This window comes from Paenarthrobacter sp. NPDC089675 (assembly GCF_044749185.1).
Lineage (GTDB): Bacteria > Actinomycetota > Actinomycetes > Actinomycetales > Micrococcaceae > Arthrobacter.
Genome location: NZ_JBIVHM010000008.1, coordinates 70,764 through 88,270, shown reverse-complemented (window position 1 = coordinate 88,270; position 17,507 = coordinate 70,764). Strand labels below are relative to the sequence as shown.

14 protein-coding genes are annotated in these 17,507 nt (G+C 62.7%); 8 read left to right on the top strand and 6 right to left on the bottom strand.

Translation table 11 applies throughout. The features are described from left to right. Positions 1-48 precede the first annotated feature (48 nt). From ACIPY2_RS16810 to ACIPY2_RS16790, 5 genes are read left to right on the top strand one after another with little or no spacing between them, the layout of a single operon-like run. Positions 49-1,611 (top strand): pyridoxal phosphate-dependent decarboxylase family protein, encoded by a 1,563-nt coding sequence (locus tag ACIPY2_RS16810; protein WP_400267531.1) that lies wholly within the window; start codon positions 49-51, stop codon positions 1,609-1,611. Then, entirely contained in the window at positions 1,608-2,942 is a 1,335-nt protein-coding gene (locus ACIPY2_RS16805; RefSeq protein ID WP_400267530.1) for a lysine N(6)-hydroxylase/L-ornithine N(5)-oxygenase family protein, read from the top strand. Before ACIPY2_RS16810 ends, ACIPY2_RS16805 begins: the two co-directional genes overlap by 4 nt. Beyond that, the gene (locus ACIPY2_RS16800) at positions 2,939-3,532 is read left to right on the top strand and encodes a GNAT family N-acetyltransferase (protein ID WP_400267529.1); all 594 of its coding nucleotides are present in this window, start codon (positions 2,939-2,941) and stop codon (positions 3,530-3,532) included. Before ACIPY2_RS16805 ends, ACIPY2_RS16800 begins: the two co-directional genes overlap by 4 nt. Further along, the gene (locus ACIPY2_RS16795; protein WP_400267528.1) at positions 3,529-5,361 is read left to right on the top strand and encodes an IucA/IucC family protein; all 1,833 of its coding nucleotides are present in this window, start codon (positions 3,529-3,531) and stop codon (positions 5,359-5,361) included. The genes ACIPY2_RS16800 and ACIPY2_RS16795 overlap by 4 nt, the downstream gene beginning before the upstream one ends. Positions 5,362-5,392: 31 nt before the next feature. Then, positions 5,393-6,178 (top strand): SDR family NAD(P)-dependent oxidoreductase, encoded by a 786-nt coding sequence (locus tag ACIPY2_RS16790; protein ID WP_400267527.1) that lies wholly within the window; start codon positions 5,393-5,395, stop codon positions 6,176-6,178. Here the strand turns inward: ACIPY2_RS16790 and ACIPY2_RS16785 are convergent, their stop codons facing one another. Then, entirely contained in the window at positions 6,179-7,222 is a 1,044-nt protein-coding gene (locus tag ACIPY2_RS16785) for an FUSC family protein (protein WP_400267649.1), read from the bottom strand. Between the two features lie 137 nt (positions 7,223-7,359). On the opposite strand from ACIPY2_RS16785, the gene ACIPY2_RS16780 reads away from it, so the two are divergent. Together ACIPY2_RS16780 and ACIPY2_RS16775 are read left to right on the top strand one after the other, a co-directional pair. Continuing rightward, a complete protein-coding gene (locus ACIPY2_RS16780) occupies positions 7,360-7,830 on the top strand; it encodes an SRPBCC family protein (protein ID WP_400267526.1) in 471 nt (156 codons plus the stop codon). Continuing rightward, entirely contained in the window at positions 7,827-8,342 is a 516-nt protein-coding gene (locus tag ACIPY2_RS16775; protein ID WP_400267525.1) for a GNAT family N-acetyltransferase, read from the top strand. Before ACIPY2_RS16780 ends, ACIPY2_RS16775 begins: the two co-directional genes overlap by 4 nt. A 3-nt stretch (positions 8,343-8,345) precedes the next feature. Here ACIPY2_RS16775 and ACIPY2_RS16770 read toward each other — a convergent pair whose 3' ends face one another. From ACIPY2_RS16770 to ACIPY2_RS16760, 3 genes are read right to left on the bottom strand one after another with little or no spacing between them, the layout of a single operon-like run. After that, positions 8,346-8,747: a VOC family protein gene (locus ACIPY2_RS16770; protein ID WP_400267524.1), complete on the bottom strand. Its 402-nt coding sequence runs from the start codon at positions 8,745-8,747 to the stop codon at positions 8,346-8,348. A gap of 9 nt (positions 8,748-8,756) precedes the next feature. Then, positions 8,757-9,380 (bottom strand): FMN-binding negative transcriptional regulator, encoded by a 624-nt coding sequence (locus ACIPY2_RS16765; protein ID WP_400267523.1) that lies wholly within the window; start codon positions 9,378-9,380, stop codon positions 8,757-8,759. Positions 9,381-9,407: 27 nt separating this feature from the next. After that, entirely contained in the window at positions 9,408-10,340 is a 933-nt protein-coding gene (locus ACIPY2_RS16760; protein ID WP_400267522.1) for a DMT family transporter, read from the bottom strand. Between ACIPY2_RS16760 and ACIPY2_RS16755 the strand changes: the two genes are divergently transcribed. Then, positions 10,339-11,754 (top strand): PLP-dependent aminotransferase family protein, encoded by a 1,416-nt coding sequence (locus tag ACIPY2_RS16755; protein WP_400267521.1) that lies wholly within the window; start codon positions 10,339-10,341, stop codon positions 11,752-11,754. The genes ACIPY2_RS16760 and ACIPY2_RS16755 overlap by 2 nt on opposite strands. A 125-nt stretch (positions 11,755-11,879) precedes the next feature. Here ACIPY2_RS16755 and ACIPY2_RS16750 read toward each other — a convergent pair whose 3' ends face one another. Together ACIPY2_RS16750 and ACIPY2_RS16745 are read right to left on the bottom strand one after the other, a co-directional pair. Beyond that, positions 11,880-13,499: an MFS transporter gene (locus ACIPY2_RS16750; protein WP_400267520.1), complete on the bottom strand. Its 1,620-nt coding sequence runs from the start codon at positions 13,497-13,499 to the stop codon at positions 11,880-11,882. Positions 13,500-14,264: 765 nt separating this feature from the next. Beyond that, positions 14,265-17,462 (bottom strand): type I restriction endonuclease subunit R, encoded by a 3,198-nt coding sequence (locus ACIPY2_RS16745; RefSeq protein WP_400267519.1) that lies wholly within the window; start codon positions 17,460-17,462, stop codon positions 14,265-14,267. Positions 17,463-17,507: the final 45 nt, after the last annotated feature.

Genomic DNA, 17,507 nt, shown 5'->3' with positions numbered 1-17,507 from the left:
AGGCTTGCCTTGCTAACTAGCGACCCAATGCAACGGAAGGAAGCTGACGTGACGTCACCCAGTGTCGAAGAGCAGATAGGCCAGGAACAGGACTTCGGCTCCAAAGTGGAACTGGCCCTAGCTGCCACCAATCAGCTCTTCAACGCAAGAAATTCGCCCAGCTATGTGGCGCAGGTCCTACAGGGAGTCAATGCCGTCTCCACCAAGGTCCAACGCACCAACCGGCCCTTCACCGGCGTCGGGCACGCGGAGCTGAAGGCGAAAGTTGGTGCAGTAAACCTCGATCGTCCCCTTCCGGACACTGCATCAGCCCTCGAAGAACTGGATGAGCTGTACCTCAAGGACGCCATCTACTTCCACGACGCCCGCTACGCAGCGCACCTGAACTGTCCCGTTGTCATCCCCGCACTGGTGGGCGAGGCCGTGCTCGCTGCGGTCAACTCCTCCATGGACACCTGGGACCAGAGCGCCGGCGCCACCATGATCGAGCGTCGCCTCATCGACTGGACCGCCGAACGCATCGGCTTCCCGGACGAAGCCGACGGTATTTTCACTTCGGGCGGTAGCCAGTCCAACTTCCAGGCCCTGCTCATCGCCCGAAACCACGCTGTTGCCAGGCTCCGCGCGGACCACTCCGACGCCCGGCTTCCGCATCTCTTGGACCGCCTCCGCATCTTCACGTCGGCGGACAGCCACTTCAGCATCCAGAAGTCCGCATCGATGCTGGGCCTTGGCTTCGATGCCGTGGTCGCCGTGCCCACCGCTGAAGACCACCGAATGGACCCCGCCGCGCTCGCGGCTGCTTTGGCGGAAGCGAACGACGCCGGGCTGGTGCCCATGGCGGTGGTGGCCACCGCAGGGACCACGGACTTCGGTTCGGTCGATCCGCTCTCGGAACTCTCCGCACTGGTTCGCGCCTATGGTTCCTGGCTGCACGTTGATGCCGCCTACGGTGGCGGGCTGTTGGTGTCCGGGCGCTACCGCCACCTGCTGGATGGCATCCATCTGGCCGACTCCGTAACCGTGGACTTCCATAAAACGTTCTTCCAGCCCGTCAGTTCCAGCGCGGTCCTGGTCCGCGACGGCTCCATGTTGGGCCATGTGACTTACTACGCCGACTACCTGAACCCGGAGAGCGCGGCCAAGGCCGAGATCCCCAACCAAGTGGACAAGAGCATCCAAACCACCCGCCGCTTCGACGCCCTGAAGCTGTGGCTCACCCTGCGGACCATGGGCGCCGACGCCATCGGCGCGCTCTTCGACGAGGCAATCGACCTGGCAGGGCGGGTGGGTTCGCTGCTTGGGGAGGACGCCGAGTTCGAGCTTGCGGCGGCTCCGCAGCTCAGCACCCTCGTTTTCCGCTACCGCCCGGTTGTCGACGGTACGGTCCTCGACGAGGACGCCGCCGACGTGCTCAACCCCGCCATCCGTGCCGCGATCTTCGCCTCCGGTGAAGCCGTAATAGCCGGTACCAAGGTGGCAGGACACCACTACCTCAAATTCACTCTCCTCAACGCCGAGGCCTCCCTGAGGGACATTCAGGAAATCATCGAACTCATTCGCCGGACGGGCGCCAGCCTGCTCGCAAACACCACGGAGGCCGCCGCGTGAGCACCCCGGACAACAGCAGGATTTACGACGTCGCAGGTATCGGCGTCGGGCCGTTCAACCTCGGGTTGGCTGCACTGAGCGAGCCGCTCGAGAACCTTGATTGCGTGTTCCTTGAACGCCGCGAGTCGTTCGACTGGCACCCGGGCATGATGCTGGAACCCGCCCATCTGCAGGTGCCGTTCATGGCTGACCTGGTAAGCCTCGCCGACCCGACGTCGCCGTATTCGTTCCTCAACTTCCTGAAGCAGACCGGCAGGCTGTACCGCTTCTATATCCGCGAGAACTTCTATCCGCTGCGCGCCGAGTACAACCAGTACTGCCAGTGGGTGGCCGGGCAGCTGGAGTCGGTCCGTTTTAGCACGGATGTGCTGGATGTGGATTACGACGACGGCTTGTACCGGCTGTCCGTCCAAGGCCCGGACGGTGCTGAGGTGCTTCGTGCCCGGCGGCTGGTCCTTGGCACCGGAACCTCACCGTATATCCCGGTGTCCTGTGCGGGAATAGTGGACGGTGGGGGACTGGTCCTCCACAACGCCGAGTACCTGTCGAGGAAAAGTGAGCTGCAGTCCAAGCGCAGCATCACGATCGTGGGCAGCGGGCAAAGCGCAGCCGAGCTTTACTACGAGCTCCTCCAGGAAATCGACGTCCACGGCTACCAGCTCAACTGGGTCACCCGCTCCCGGCGTTTCTTCCCGCTGGAGTACACCAAGCTCACTCTCGAGATGACTTCGCCGGAGTACGTGGACTACTTCCACTCGCTGCCCTCGGAGCAGCGAGATTCCCTGATCAAGAGCCAGAAGAATCTGTACAAGGGCATCAACTCGGACCTGATCGACGACATTTACGACCTCCTGTACACCAAGAGCCTTTCCGGCATGGTGGACACACAGCTGCACACGCATTCTTCACTCACCGCAGCAGCGTGGGATGGTGCCGCCGGGACCCACACCCTGCGGTTGCGTCACGAAGAACACGGCCGCGACTACACCTTGGAGTCCGAGGCCGTTGTCCTCGCCACCGGCTACTCCTACAAGGAGCCTGCCTTCCTTGCAGGGATCCAAGACCGGATCCGCCGTGACCACAAGGGCCGGTTCGACGTCGAGCGCAACTATGGAACCGGCGTCGAACCCGGTGAGATTTTCGTCCAGAACGCAGAGTTGCACACGCACGGTTTCGTCACGCCGGACCTGGGCATGGCTGCCTACCGCAACTCGGTGATCCTCCGCGAAATCACCGGCCGCGAGGTCTACCCGATCGAGCGCAGCATCGCGTTCCAGCAGTTCGGCGCGCCTGCTCCGGTCACTGCTGAAACTGTAGGAGCGGCCCTGTGAGCTTCACGTTTCGGCTCGTAGATGCTGTGGAAGACGCACCTGTCCTCCACAGCTGGGTCAGTCAGGAGTATGCACGCTTCTGGGGCATGGTGGGATGTGCCGAACAGGATGTTTTGGAGGAGTACTCGAAGATTGCCGCCACCGACCACCACCAGGCTTACTTGGGACTCGACGGCGGTGTCCCCGCTTTCCTGATGGAACGGTACCTTCCGGAAGCGTCACCACTGGCGGACGTCTATGAGGTCCAGCCAGGCGATATCGGAATGCATCTGCTCGTGTCACCGCCCAAGGATGACCCGCGGCCCGGCTACACCACCGCCGTCATGCAGGCCGTTATGACGGAACTGTTCGCTGACCCGGCAAACCGCCGGATCGTCGTCGAACCTGACGCCCGCAACCACAAGATCCATGCGCTCAACGAGAAAGTGGGCTTCCGCCCGCACGGCGTGGTGACCCTACCCGCCGTCGACCCTTCCGAAGACCACAAGCAGGGCCTCCTGAGTTTCTGCACGCGCGAGGATTTCCTGTCCACTTTGACCCCAATCTTGGCTTCGGCCGCCGCCCTGCTGACCAGAGGAGAAACCCAGTGACCAGCACAGTAGAAGCCCGTGCATCGCGGGCCCACGACCACCTGACCCCGGAACGCTGGGCCGTTGCCAACCGGCACCTGCTCCTTAAAGCCATCGCCGAGTTCTCGCATGAACGCATCCTCGTTCCGGAACTCATCCGTGGTGAGGGGGACGGCCCCGGTCTCTACAGGGTGGTGAGCGACGACGACACGGTTGAATACCGCTTCCGGGCGAAAGTCTTGGAGCTTGAACATTGGGCGGTGCGGCCGGAATCCATTGCCCGCTTCCGCGATGGCGTGGAGTTGCCGTTGGACGCCTTGGACTTCATCGCCGAATTCCATGAGGCACTGGGCATCAAGATGGACATGCTTCCTGTCTACCTCGAAGAAATCAGCAGCACGCTGGCAGGCCACGCATACAAGCAAGGTAAGCCGTTCAGTTCTGCCGAGCTGGCTGCGGGCATCACCGGCGGTTTCGATGCTGCCGCGGACTTCCAAGCAATTGAGCACAGCATGACGGAAGGCCACCCCTGTTTCGTGGCCAACAACGGCCGGCTGGGTTTTGGCATGGAGGATTACCACGCGTTCGCGCCGGAGACCGGTGCTGCCGTGAAGCTGCAATGGATCGCAGTGCACCGTTCGAAGGCAGTGTTCACCTCGAGTGCCGGCCTGGACTACAGGACGCACTTCGAAGCCGAATTGGGCCCCGCCATGCTGGCCTGGTTCAACGCCGATTTGTCCGCTTCCGGCCTGGATCCGGAGGACTATCTCCTGATGCCCGTCCACCCATGGCAGTGGGACAACAAGCTGACGGTGACTTTCGCTGCGGAAATCGCCCAACGCCACATCGTTCATCTGGGTACCGGCGAGGATGACTACCAGGCACAGCAGTCCATCCGTACGTTCTTCAACACCGCCTCACCGGAAAAGGCCTACGTGAAGACCGCAATGTCCGTGTTGAACATGGGCTTCATGCGTGGGCTCTCGCCGCAATACATGAAGGCAACGCCAGCCATCAACGATTGGCTGCAGGAACTGATCGACAATGACCAGGAGCTCCAGGACCGGGGCCTGGCCATGATCAAGGAATGTGCCGCGATCGGCTACCACAACCGCTACTACGAGGTGGCTTCGGCCAAGGGTTCGCCCTACCGGAAAATGCTCTCGGCCCTGTGGAGGGAGAGTCCTCTTCCGTTGCTTGAAGATGGTCAGCAGCTTGCCACGATGGCATCGCTCCTGCACGTGGATTCATCCGGAGTTCCCATGGCTTCTTCCCTTATTGAGCGGTCAGGCCTGGCTCCCACTGAGTGGCTTCGGCGGTACTTCGAGGCCTACCTGGTCCCGCTGGTGCACTGCCTCTATGAGTACGAGCTCGCGTTCATGCCCCACGGCGAAAACGTCATCCTGATCCTGGAAAACGGAGTTCCCGTCCGCGCCGTCATGAAGGACCTAGCGGAGGAAATCGTGGTGATGGGGGACAGGCTGGAGCTGCCGGAGGCGGTTTCGCGCATCAAGGCGGAGATCCCCGCCGAGGAAATGGTCCTGGCCATCTTCACCGATGTCTTCGACTGCATCTTCCGCTTCCTGGCCGCCATCCTGGAGGAGGACGGAACGATTGGCGAGGACGAGTTCTGGGGCACTGCCGCAGCTGTGCTGCACGAATACCAAGCCCGCCACCCGGAACTCGCGGACCAGTTCGCCAAGCATGACCTCTTCGCTCCGGACTTCGAGTTGTCCTGCCTCAATCGCCTGCAGCTGCGGAACAACCAGCAGATGCTGGACATCTCGGACCCCTCGGGAGGCCTGCAAATGGCCGGCCGGCTCGTCAACCCGCTGGCCAAGTTCGCCTGACGTTCCGTGAGGGGGCCGCTAGGGTAGGGCCATGACGACTCGAGCCAATGAACTGACTGCCTTGGTCACCGGCGCTACTGCAGGGCTCGGTGCAGAATTTGCCCGCCAACTCGCTGAGGCGGGACACCACTTGGTCCTGGTGGCCCGCGACGAGGAGCGACTGAAGGCCAAAGCGGAGGAGTTCGAACGCGACTTCAGTATTTCAGCGGAGGTGCTGCCCGCGGACCTGACCACCGACGTGGGGGTTTCCACTGTCGCCGACAGGCTTCGCGACGTAAGCCGACCGGTGGATGTGCTGGTCAATAACGCTGGGATCGGTCTGCTGAAGTCCTTCGAGAACAACGAGCTGGAGGAGGAACGCAGGCACCTGCGCCTTCACGTCCAGACACCCATGGAGCTGTGTCACGCCGCGCTGGAAGTCATGCTCGCGCGGGGCAAGGGCCGGATCATCAACGTGGCCAGTGTCGCGGCGTTTGCCAACCGTGGGAGCTACTCCGCTGCCAAGGCCTGGCAAGTAACTTTCAGCCGCTGGGCCAACACGGCGTACGGCAAATCCGGCGTCCAGGTCACGGCTGTTTGCCCCGGATTCACGCACACGGAATTCCACGACCGTATGGGCATGGACAAGTCCGTCGCTCCGCGGTTCCTGTGGCTGAAGGCGGAGCGGGTTGTCCGGGAGGGTTTGGAGGACAATGCGCGCGGGAAGGCCGTCTCAATTCCGACTCGGCGGTACAAGGTGGTCAGCTTCTTCGCGCGGATCCTCCCGGCGAAGCTGACGGCAGGACCGCCGCGGCGCCCCGCTAAAAGCCGGAACTGACTAGCGCCGCCGCTGGACCACCACTGCCACGGCGATCCCCACCACCGCGCCCACGAATGTCTCAATCGCGCGCTCCAACACCAATACCCCCGGGTCCATGGGCGATGCGAGTTGTGCGATCAGCAGGATGACCGGCGTGAAGAACACCATGGCCCACCCGTAATGCCGGGTCATGAACAGCTCGGTGGGGAACTGGCAGAGCACCACCACAATCGCCAGGACCACCCCACTATGGCCTGGGAAGTACTGCAGCGGGGACAAGGGGCTGGGGAAGAGCACGACGGCGACTACGCCCAGGCCGAGGAACGTTCCCACGATGCGGTGGATACCACGGTGGACGCGGCTTGGTAGGTCTGCACCTGCCAGAGGCACTGCGGCTGCGGCCATGGCCCAGTGGGGGTGTCCGCTGCCGCTCAACACGCCAATGACCCCGGCTCCGGCGACGGCGAGCACATAACGCAGGGCATGAACCAGCGAAGACTGCCGCAATGGACCCTGTAAGAGCGGGACATCGCGGACGGCGCCACGCTTCCAGTTCCTATGCCGGATCCAGCCGGCAAAACCCACCATGATCGAGAAGGCCGCCGACGCAGCCCCGATGAGTACCGCCGTCGTGAACGGAACGCTGGTTGGAACCGAGGCGCAGGCACCCAAGGCGAGAATCCCGAAGAACGGTCCGATAGGCCGCAAGCGCACGTAATCCGCATAGAGGGAGCCGAATCCGGCAAAGACAGCGGCCACCAGCACCAGCCACCACGAGTGGATGTGGTTGACGGACAGCAGCACGCCGATGGTCAACCCGCCCACCAGGATGACGGCGGCCTGGGCTTGGTGCTTCAGGCGTAACTGGTGCGTTTCGTTCCGGCCGTACATTCCCGTCAAGGCGCCAAAGACCGCATACATCATGAGGTCGGGCCGCCCGGTCAGGATCAGTACCAAGGCAGGAACAGCGACGCTGAGCGCCACACGTACCGCGGAGAGACGGTCGTTATTGGCCGGTCCCAGCCGGTGGAGATCCCGTGCGTGCGTCATGAACGCGGGCATGGGAACACCACCAATCATCGAAGGCTTGTGGGCAAAAGGCCCACGGTCGAAAATTATCAGCATCCGGGCGCGGCCCGCCATAAGCCCGGTCACAACGCGAAGCAAAGACACACTGGGGAGTCTGGAAAGATTTAAGTATGCCTGTAGCTTTCGTCTGTCGAACCCGCTCCGCCATGTCGCCGCAGGAGCTGTTTGACCTCTCCCGTAACATTGACGCCCACGTCGGCTCGATGACAAAGAGCCGTGAGAAGGCCATCGCCGGCACCACCACCGGCCTCATCTCGGAAGGCGAGTACGTCACCTGGCAGGCGTGGCACCTCGGAGTCCGGTTCCGGATGACCAGCCGCATCGTGCGGATGGAGGCGCCGACGTCGTTCTCCGACGAACAGGTGAAGGGCCCCTTCAAGTACCTCCGTCACACGCACGAGTTCCGCCCCGACGGCAGCGGCACCCTGATGGTGGACACGATTGAGTTCGCAGCACCGTTCGGACCGCTGGGCCGCTTGGTGGAGAAGCTCGTCCTGGCCCGTTACATGCAGAACCTCATCGAGGAGCGCAACGAATTCCTCGTTTCCCAGGCACCGCCCATTCCGGAGCCAAACACATGATCCGGCTCGCACATGCAGATGATTTGGGGCTGCTGCAGGACATCGAACGGGCTGCGGGGGAGGCCTTCAGGTCCCTGGGCATGGACCAGATCGCGGACGACGAACCCCTTCCGGTCGATGAACTGCAGACGTATGTGGCTGCTGGTCGCGCATGGGTATATGTGGACGGACTCGACTTCCCAGTGGCCTACCTCCTGACTGACGTGGTTGACGGCAACGCCCATGTGGAGCAGGTCAGCGTGCATCCCGAACAGGCGCACCAGGGTTTCGGACGTGAACTCCTGCACGCCGCCCGGATTTGGGCGCGGGGCCACGGCATGCAACGCCAAACCCTCAGTACTTTCCGCGATGTTCCATGGAACGCGCCGTACTACCGCCGCCTCGGCTTCGAAATGCTCGACGCCGGCAGTTGGGGTCCGGAGCTTGCCCGCCTCATGGAGCATGAGGCAGAGCTGGGCCTGACCCGGTGGCCCCGCGTTGCAATGTGGCGCCCGGTGGTTCCGCCCCGGTAGGCGCTATTCCGCTACCAGCTCCACCTCGTAGCTGTCCGTATTGACCAGGTACGCAGCATAATGATCGGGACCTCCGGCGTGCGGGTACTTCGATTCGAACATTTCATACCAGCCCCGATCGGCGCCGAGCTCGCGGATGCGGTCCACGTTCTCCCGTGTTCCCGCGTGGAAGGCGAGGTGGTTCATTCCCGGATCTGTGCGTCGGTGGGCTGTCCCGGTGACCGCATCGGAGCATTCCACCACCACGTACATGCCACCGAGCCGCCAGCTGCAACCCGTGGGCCAGTCCTGGAACGGCTCGTAGCCGAGTTCCCCCAGCAACCAGCTCCACTCTTCTTTGGCCCGCTCAAGATGCGGCACCCAGATCTCGACGTGGTGGATGGCTCCCACCTCAACCTCACGCATGGGGCGAGTCTACGAGGTCCGCGCCCGTTCCACATCCGCAGCGCTCGCGGACTCGCCGCGTGCGCGGAGCCCGGCAATGACACCGTCTATGTCGGCTGGTGTGCGGTTCTGGCTCAGTTTTGTCTTCGCCTCGAGACGCGTGATGACAAGTTCGACGCCGACAATCGCTTTTAGCTGCCCCGCAATGAACCGCTCGGGTGCCTCGTCGACCGACCATGGGCGGGGCATGGCAGCCTCGTGCTGGTCGGACAGCCGCCGGACGTGCCGCGACAGCCACCCGGCGTCGTCGTGGACCACCAACTCCCCGTAGACGTGGGCTGTGGAGTAGTTCCACGTGGGGACCACCCTGCCGTGTTCGGCCTTGGAGGCGTACCAGGACGGCGAGATGTAGGCATCCGCGCCTTGGACGATCATCAACGCTTCACCGGCCACCGGAGATGACCACTGGGTGTTGTTGCGGGCCATGTGTGCCTGCAGTGCGCCGTGTTCTCCAACGGAGGGATCGTAAACGAAAGGCAGGAGTGTCGCGAGCAAACCCTCGTGGGAAATCGTCACCAGGTTGGCGGCGCCGGAGTTCCGGAGCAAGTCCTCCACTGCCGAGGGTGATGCCGCGAAGTGCGCGGGCGTGTACATGGGTTTCTTCCTTTCGGTGGGTGCCGGCTAAGAGCCCGACGGCGGAGCGAGCCTTACACGGACGGCGGCACCTGCGCAGAGGATCACCATCAGACCGCCAACAATCGTGGTCAGGTTCAGGGATTCGCCCAGCAGCAGGGCTGCCCAAGCGATGGTCATAACGGGTTGGACCAGTTGGATTTGGCTGACCTGGGCCATCGGCCCGATGGCGAGGCCCCGGTACCAGGCGAAGAAGCCAAGGAACATGCTCACCACTCCCAGATAGCCGAACGATGCCCAACCGGCAGGGGAAGCCCCGGGCAAGCCGGCGCCCAAGGATGCCGCCGTCAGCAGGATCATGACCGGCGAGGCAACCACCAGGGCCCACGAGATGGTTTGCCACGAGCCCAGTTCGCGTGCCAAGAGGCCTCCCTCGGCGTATCCGATGGCTGCGGCAATGACAGCACCCAGAAGCAGGGCATCTGCCCAGTGCAGTGATCCGAATCCGCCCGATTGAACGAGTGCGAAGGCCAGAGCGGCTACCACTCCAACGATTGTCAGGACCCAGAACAACGGCCGTGGTCGTTCCCGCCCGCGCAACACCGCTACTGTGGCGGTGGCTGCCGGGAGTAGCGCAATGACGACGGCGCCGTGGCTTGCCGAGGTGCTGGTAAGAGCGAACGTGGTGAGCAAGGGGAACCCTGCAACAATGCCTCCGGCCACGACCGCCAGGCGGAACCACTGGATGCCGCGGGGTAGTTGCTGCCGTGTAAGAGCCAGCGCCGCCGCGGCCAAAACGGCTGCCACGACGGCGCGGCCGGCGCCGATGAACAACGGCGACATGCCCTCCACGGCCACCCGAGTGAGCGGTACGGTGAAAGAAAAGGCGAACACGCCGAACAGGCCCCACCAGACGCCGGTGGAAGTGCGGCGGGATAACGCTGGTACGGAAACTAGAGTAGCGCTACTATGTTGATTCATGAATAACGATAGCAGCTCCCGGATTGTTCTGAGGCTGAAGGAATGGATTTCCGCCGCCGCTCCGGGTGCAAAGCTGCCGTCCACCAGGCACTTGGTGGCCGAATACCAAGCCAGCCCGGTGACCGTCCAGAAAGCGCTTCGCACGCTGACCTCCCAGGGTCTGGTCGAGAGCCGCCCGGGAGTCGGGACGTTCGTGCGTGCTTTCCGTACCGCGAGGCCCGCCGACTATGGGTGGCAGACGGCCGCGCTGGGAGCGCTTCAAGCGCCACGCCTCACCAATACGGCAGCGATGCGCAGCGCATCCAACGACGTCATCGCCTTCCACTCGGGATATCCGTCGCGTGAACTCCTGCCCGAGCGGCTGGTCCGGGCGGCGCTTACCCGCGTGGCCCGGTCGGAAGCATCCCTGTCGCGGCCACCAGTTGCCGGTCTCCCGGAGTTGCAGTCGTGGTTCGCGCACGAGCTCAGTACCTCAACGCCGGTTGGCGTTACGCCGCCCCAGCCGAGCGACGTCGTCGTGCTTCCCGGCAGCCAAAGCGGACTCAGCTCGATTTTCCGCGGGCTGGTGGGGCATGGCCAGCCGCTGCTGGTCGAGTCGCCCAGTTATTGGGGCGCGCTGCTTGCTGCCTCGCAGGCCGGCGTCCGCGTGGTTCCCGTGCCCAGTGGTGCGGACGGCCCCGAACCTGGGCAGCTGGCCCGCGCCTTCGAGGAGACGGGTGCGCGGATGTTTTATGCCCAGCCCAACTTCGCCAACCCCACCGGCGCCCAGTGGTCGGCGCAGCGTGGGGAGGAGGTCTTGGAGGTGGTGCGGAGCTACGGGGCTTTCCTTGTGGAGGACGACTGGGCCCATGATTTTGGAATCACCTCTGCTTCGATGCCGATCGCGGCGAAGGATGACTCGGGGCATGTGCTCTACATCCGCTCACTGACCAAGAGTGTCTCGCCGTCCATCCGCGTAGCTGCGGTCATCGCCCGCGGGCCCGCCCGCGAGCGGGTGCTCACCGCGCAGGCCGCGGAGTCCATGTACGTCAGCGGCCTTCTTCAGGCGGCGGCGCTCGACGTCGTCACGCAGCCTGGCTGGCAAACCCACCTTCGCGGCGTGAGTGCTCAGCTTCAATCGCGTCGCGACCTCCTGGTCACCAGCCTTCAAAGGGACATCCCGCAAGCGCATCTCGCCAATCTGCCCAAGGGCGGCCTGAACTTGTGGCTCAGGCTGCCGGACGGGACCGACGTCGAACGTCTCGCCCGAGATTGCGAAGCGGCAGGTGTCCTCATCGCGGGTGGTGGGGAATGGTTCCCGGCCGAGCCGGAAGCGCCCTATATGCGCCTCAACTACGCCGGGCCCAATCCGGGCGCGTTCCCGGAGGGAATCCGGATCATCGGCGGGCTGTTGAGCCGCCAGCGGCAGTCCTAGCGAAGGCCCTTAACGCCCATAGCCACCAACCCCAAGGAGAGCGCCTTGTGGGTGGGTGGCTATGGTGGGCGGCCCCTGGCCGCGGACTATCGGTAGCGCTGCTCAGAAGTTGCAGGCAAGTGGTCCTAGGCCGGAGTCAGGTCCTTCTTGTCGTTGCCAAAGGCCACATTGCTCACCGTCTGGCCGTCGAACGGCATTTCATCCAGGTTGATGAGCGGGTTGGTGTCCTGCGTCTCCACGAGTTCGCGTGCCTCTGCCTCGGTGTCCACGCTGGGCATCGAGCCCGGGAGTGGACGCTGGGCCGATTCACGCAGGAAGAAGATGGCGATCGCACCAACAATGGACGTTGCCATCAGGTAGTACGCGGGCATCATGTCGTTGCCGGTGCCTTCGATCAGGCCCTGCACGATGAACGGAGTGGTTCCGCCGAAAATTGCCACCGAGAAGTTGTAGGCGATGCCCATTCCGCCGTAACGGCTGGACGTCGGGAACAATGCGGGCAATGCCGAGGCGAGGTTGGCAACGTAGAACGTCACGGGGAAGGCCACGAGGGCCAGGCCTGCCAGGGTGGACCAGATCTCGCCGATGCCAATGAGCATGAAGGCGGGAGCGGCGAACAGGACGGTGCTGCCCGCGCCGATCCATAGGACCGGGCGTCGGCCGATGCGGTCGGACAGCTTGCCGGTCAGCGGAATGCAGACAGCCATGATCACCAGGACCGGAATGGTCAGCAGGGTGCCGTGGACGGGGTCGTAGCCCTTGGAATCCGTGAGGTATGTGGGCATATAGGACGTCAGTGCGTAGCCAACGGTATTCGCCGCGGCAGCGAGGATCATGGCGAGTACGATCTGGCGCCAGTAGGCCTTGATGATGCCAACAGGACCCTTGGCAACGTCCGCATCCTTGGAAGCGGCATCCTTGGCCAAGGCCTCCTGGGCATCCAGGGTGGCTTGGAACTGCGGGGATTCCTCGATTTTGCTCCGGAAGTACACGGCGATCAGGCCGAGCGGTCCGGCGATCAGGAACGGGAGCCTCCAGCCCCATTCCTCCATGGCCGACTGGCCGAGCGTCAGCTGCAGGATGGAAACCAGCGCGGCGCCCAGGGCGAAGCCGATGTAGCTGCCCATGTCCAGGAAGCTGGCGAAGAAGCCGCGGCGCTTGTCAGGAGCGTATTCGCTGACGAAGGTGGTGGCACCTGCGTATTCACCGCCGGTGGAGAAGCCCTGGACGAGCTTCAGGATGACCAGCAGGGCTGCTGCCCAGATACCGATCTGTGCGTAGCCGGGCAAAAGACCGACGGCGAAGGTACTTGCCGCCATCAGCATCAGCGTCGCGGCGAGCACCTTCTGGCGGCCGACCTTGTCACCGAGCCAACCGAAGACCACGCCGCCCAGCGGACGGGCGATGAAGGTTGCAGCGAAGGTGCCGAGAAGGAAGAGTGTCTGGACGGACTTGTCTGCTTCGGGAAGGAAGACAGGGCCCATGGTGGTGATGAGGTAGCCGAACACACCGACGTCGTACCATTCCATGGTGTTGCCGACGATCGTGCCGCCAAGGGCCTTTTTCAGCATGGGCTGGTCCACCACGTTGACGTCGGATTCCTTGAGCCGGCGTTTGGGGCGGAGCTTAATTTTTTTCGAATTCTTGAGGGTGCTGGCGGCAGCCGGGGTGGTGGCTGTGGCCGGGGTTCCGTCGGCGTTCCTTGCACCGTCCGGAGAGACGATCTTGCGTTGGTCTATGGGCATTTGGGCTTCTCCTAGGGAGGTCATTTGCTTGCGACTTCTGCTGCCCCGCTCTGGGCAGGGTTTCAATTTTACGCGGTTTTGTCCCGGAACCCGAGTTGAGATCTGATTTGTTGGCTGATTTTGGGCCTTAGTTGCCCAGATTCCTTACTTGTTTGTGCCCGTTCTTGCCCTGCAAATCCGGGGTTTTGGCGCTCGATGGAGCACTGTTACCAAATTGTTTGGCTTTGCCCATGTAACTGGGTTGGGTTCAGCGGAAAAGCTTGACTATCTGGGGGGGGGGACGCAGATGATCGTGCCCACGAAAACGGACCGGCGGGCAGGTGCCCGAGTAGAACGAGTCGCCGGCACATTGACGGTGGCCACCGACATAGCGCCGATGGCCACCGCTCCCGGTTAGGGGATGTTGTGCCAGAACAGGCGGACGACATCAACGACTAATCTGATGATGTTCACCGCCAGGTTCCAGGCGCCCCATGGTTCTTCACGTTCCGTTTGGACTCCATGCCGGCACCTCCTCCCAGAGGAACAGGGCACGGCCTGCACGTGTCTGTCGGCACAACAACGTTGCGCCCTACGTGCGCAGGGCCATAGACTCAAAGTGTTCGGATTTGAGGCTATGATCCTCTCGACCGCACCAATGAGCGCACCGCGCTGAACAAAGACCCGATTGCGCTCGGGTCTTTCGTTCGTTAACGGCACAGCAGGCTCTTGCCTGATAACCCCAGCGTATCGGCCAGAAGGCGCGTCAGCGGACAGCCGGACCTGTTATAGCCGCGCCTCCGCAAATCGAGGAGCCATAGACTCCATCTGCTCCATCACTAGTTTGATGGCTTCCGGCTGCTTGTCCGGCGGGTACCCGAAACGGACCAGAAGCCTCTTGATCGAGGAACGAAGTTTGGCCCTGACGTCATCGCGCACCGTCCAATCGGTCCGTACGTCCCGGCGCATCACGGACAGCAGCTCGCGGGCGATATCGGCGAGCACGCCTTCGCCCTGTATCTCCACGGCAGACTCGTTGGAGGCTACGGCGTCGTAGAAAGCCAGCTCGTCCGAATTCAGAGGCGGACTGAAATGAGCGCCTCGGTTGCTCTCGGCCGCCACTTCGCGTGCCAACTCAACCAACTCCGCGATGATCTCCGCCGACGTCAGCTGCTGGTTGGTGTACTTCCGCATAAGCTCAGTAATGCGTTCTGAGAAGGCCCGTTGGCGAATCACGTTGTTTCGCGTAGCGACGACAGACTCGTCAGCGATGAGCTTCCGCAATGCCTCTATTGCCAGCTGTGGGTTGCGGGCATTCTGGGTCTTGGCGATGAATTCCGGCGTCAGGTCATCCAGCGAGGGCTTCGGCATACCGGCCGCCTCGTAGATGTCCAGTACCTCGCCGGAAGAGGTTGCGGACGCCACGAGGTTGCCCAGAAGTCGCTGAATCTCCTCCGGCACAGGTTCGCCGCTGGCCTGTCGGTCTGCGGCGTCGAACTTGGCCATGTAGACCCGCGTCTCCTCGTAGACCTGGATTTCGGGCAGAAGTTCAGCCAAGGTATCCGAGCCGGAACACAGCGCCCACGCTCGTGACAACTGGCCGGAGTACCGGCGGTACTTTGAGGCCAGAGTCTCTTCGCCTTCAGCCGGCTTGTTCCCCGGTGTCTCCGGACTTCGCAGGTAGTTGGCAGCGCCCGTCGCAGCGCTGACAAAGGCCCGCGGGCCGCCCTTCATCAACACGGATTTCCAGTCGTATCCGGAGAGCATCCCACGAAGTTCCTCGACCAGCCGCACCGTCTGCCCAACGGCTTCTTCTAGGTTCTTGCCGACGGGCTTGTTCACCTGATCGTCGTTGGTGTACTCGCCCAAAGCCTTGGTTAGGTTTTCCGCCAAAGGCGCGTAGGCCACAAGCAGGCCGTCCTGCTTGCCGCGGAAGGTGCGGTTTACGCGGGCCAGGGTCTGCATCAACAGCGCACCCTTCAGGGGCCGGTCCAGGTAGAGCGTGTGCAGCGGCGGTGAGTCATAGCCGGTGAGCATCATGTCTTTGACGATGACGAGCTCCAGTTCGTCGTCAACGTCCTTAAGCCGCTCTTTCACCGTCGCATTCGCCGAGTCGCGGCGCACGTGATTGGAGACCGGGGGAACATCGGTGGCGTCACCGGAGTACACCACTTTGATCTTTCCCTTGGCAAGGTCATCCGAATGCCAGTCGGGCCTCAGCGCCACGATGGCCGAGTAGAGGTTCGCGCAAATTTCACGTGTGCCGCCCACGATCATCGCCTTGCCTGGCGCTTCAATGAACTTGCGCATGCGTTCGCGACGGTTCTCCCAATGCGCCACCAAGTCTTCCGCCAACGCAGCGATACGCTGCGGCGCACCGTACACGGCGTTCACGACGGCGACGCTCGCCTCGAGTCGGGCCCGTTCTGTATCGTCGAGGCCGAGAGTGGCTTCGTCGGCGGCTTGGTCAAGGACCTCTTCCGTCACGTCGGACGCCAGTCCCACCTTGATGAGTCGCGGCTCAAAGTACACCGGCACCGTGGCGCCGTCCTCAACCGCCCGGGTGAGGTCGTAGACGTCGATGTAATCGCCGAAGACTTCCTGGGTGTTCCGGTCAGCAAAAGAGATGGGCGTGCCGGTGAAGGCGATTAACGTCGCGTGCGGGAGTGCGTCCCGCAGGTGCCGTGCGTATCCGTCCAGGTCGTCGTAGTGCGAGCGGTGCGCCTCGTCCACCACCACAATGATGTTGCGCCGGTTGGACAGCAGCGGGTGTTCGGCGCCGGCATCTTTTTCGGCTTTGCTGCGGCCAAACTTTTGCAGGGTAGTGAAGTAGATACCGCCAGTCGCTCGGTTGCTCAGTTCCTCCCGCAGTTCGGAGCGCTTCCGGATCTGCTTCGGCGACTCGGCCAGCAGCATGCTCCTATCAAAGCCCTCGAACAACTGGCCATCGAGCTCGTTCCGGTCCGTGATCACCACGACCGTTGGGTTTTTCAACTTCGGATGCCGTGCCACCAGGTTGGCATAGAGCTCCATCTCCATTGACTTGCCGGATCCTTGCGTATGCCAGACGACTCCCGCTTTGCCGTTGCTTTCCACTGCTTGAACGGTGCTGCCGACGGCTTTGGTGACCGCGAAGTACTGGTGCGGCTTCGCGATGCGCTTTAGTAACCCTTCCGGACCACCGTCGAAGGCAGTGAAATTACGGACCAACTGCAGAAAACGTTCTTGGTTATATAGGCCGTAAAGGGCGGTTTCCAGCGCCGTGACAGCGACGCCGGCCTCCATGTAGCCAGGTGCGACCGGCCGACCATCATCGTCCACATTCCAAGGTGAGAAGTGATTGAGTGGAGTGAACGGAGTTCCGTACTTTGCTTGGATTCCGTCTGATGCGAGCGTGAACACGCAGAAACGGAACGCCATGGGAAACTCCCGAAGATACGTCTGTAGCTGCGCATGCGCCGCCGCCACGTCAGCTGTGGCGCTGCCTGCCTTCTTCAGTTCAATGACACTTACCGGCATGCCGTTGCAGTAGAGAACGACGTCGAAGCGGCGCTTGTAGTCGCCTTGGACCAAAGTAACTTGGTTGACGACGAGCCAGTCGTTCTGATCAGGGTCCTGGCTCAGCAGGTGGATAGTGGGATTGACTTCGCTACCGTCCGAGTCGATGTAACTGAGCCGATACCCGTTCACGAGGTAGTTGTGGATACGGTGGTTTTCGGCGATAGCGTCGTTCGATTCCGGAGAGGCGATCTCGGCGAGTGCTTGCTGCAGGTACTCGGCGGGCACCTTCGGGTTAAACTTCCGAAGCGCGCCAAGCAGCTTGGGCCGGATCAGCAGTTCATCCCATGTCTCGCGCTGGCCCGTACCGGGAGCAATATCTTGTCCAGGCAAGGGCTGCCAGCCGAGCGGCTCGGCCAGAAGCTCAACGGCCATACCCTCCCAGTCGGCTTCGGAAAAGGCTACTGCTGGTGTTCCTGCTGTCACGGTTGTTCCCCCCTATTGGACCGAATTCATTCTGAGATTGTGTGC

Bases quoted from the DNA above. Each gene is read 5' to 3' on its own strand.
- ACIPY2_RS16780 (WP_400267526.1), top strand. From the start codon at position 7,360: ATGCCTGTAGCTTTCGTCTGTCGAACCCGCTCCGCCATGTCGCCGCAG.
- ACIPY2_RS16750 (WP_400267520.1), bottom strand. From the start codon at position 13,499: ATGCCCATAGACCAACGCAAGATCGTCTCTCCGGACGGTGCAAGGAAC.
- ACIPY2_RS16790 (WP_400267527.1), top strand. From the start codon at position 5,393: ATGACGACTCGAGCCAATGAACTGACTGCCTTGGTCACCGGCGCTACT.
- ACIPY2_RS16785 (WP_400267649.1), bottom strand. From the start codon at position 7,222: ATGCCCGCGTTCATGACGCACGCACGGGATCTCCACCGGCTGGGACCG.
- ACIPY2_RS16770 (WP_400267524.1), bottom strand. From the start codon at position 8,747: ATGCGTGAGGTTGAGGTGGGAGCCATCCACCACGTCGAGATCTGGGTG.
- ACIPY2_RS16775 (WP_400267525.1), top strand. From the start codon at position 7,827: ATGATCCGGCTCGCACATGCAGATGATTTGGGGCTGCTGCAGGACATC.
- ACIPY2_RS16765 (WP_400267523.1), bottom strand. From the start codon at position 9,380: ATGTACACGCCCGCGCACTTCGCGGCATCACCCTCGGCAGTGGAGGAC.
- ACIPY2_RS16760 (WP_400267522.1), bottom strand. From the start codon at position 10,340: ATGAATCAACATAGTAGCGCTACTCTAGTTTCCGTACCAGCGTTATCC.
- ACIPY2_RS16755 (WP_400267521.1), top strand. From the start codon at position 10,339: ATGAATAACGATAGCAGCTCCCGGATTGTTCTGAGGCTGAAGGAATGG.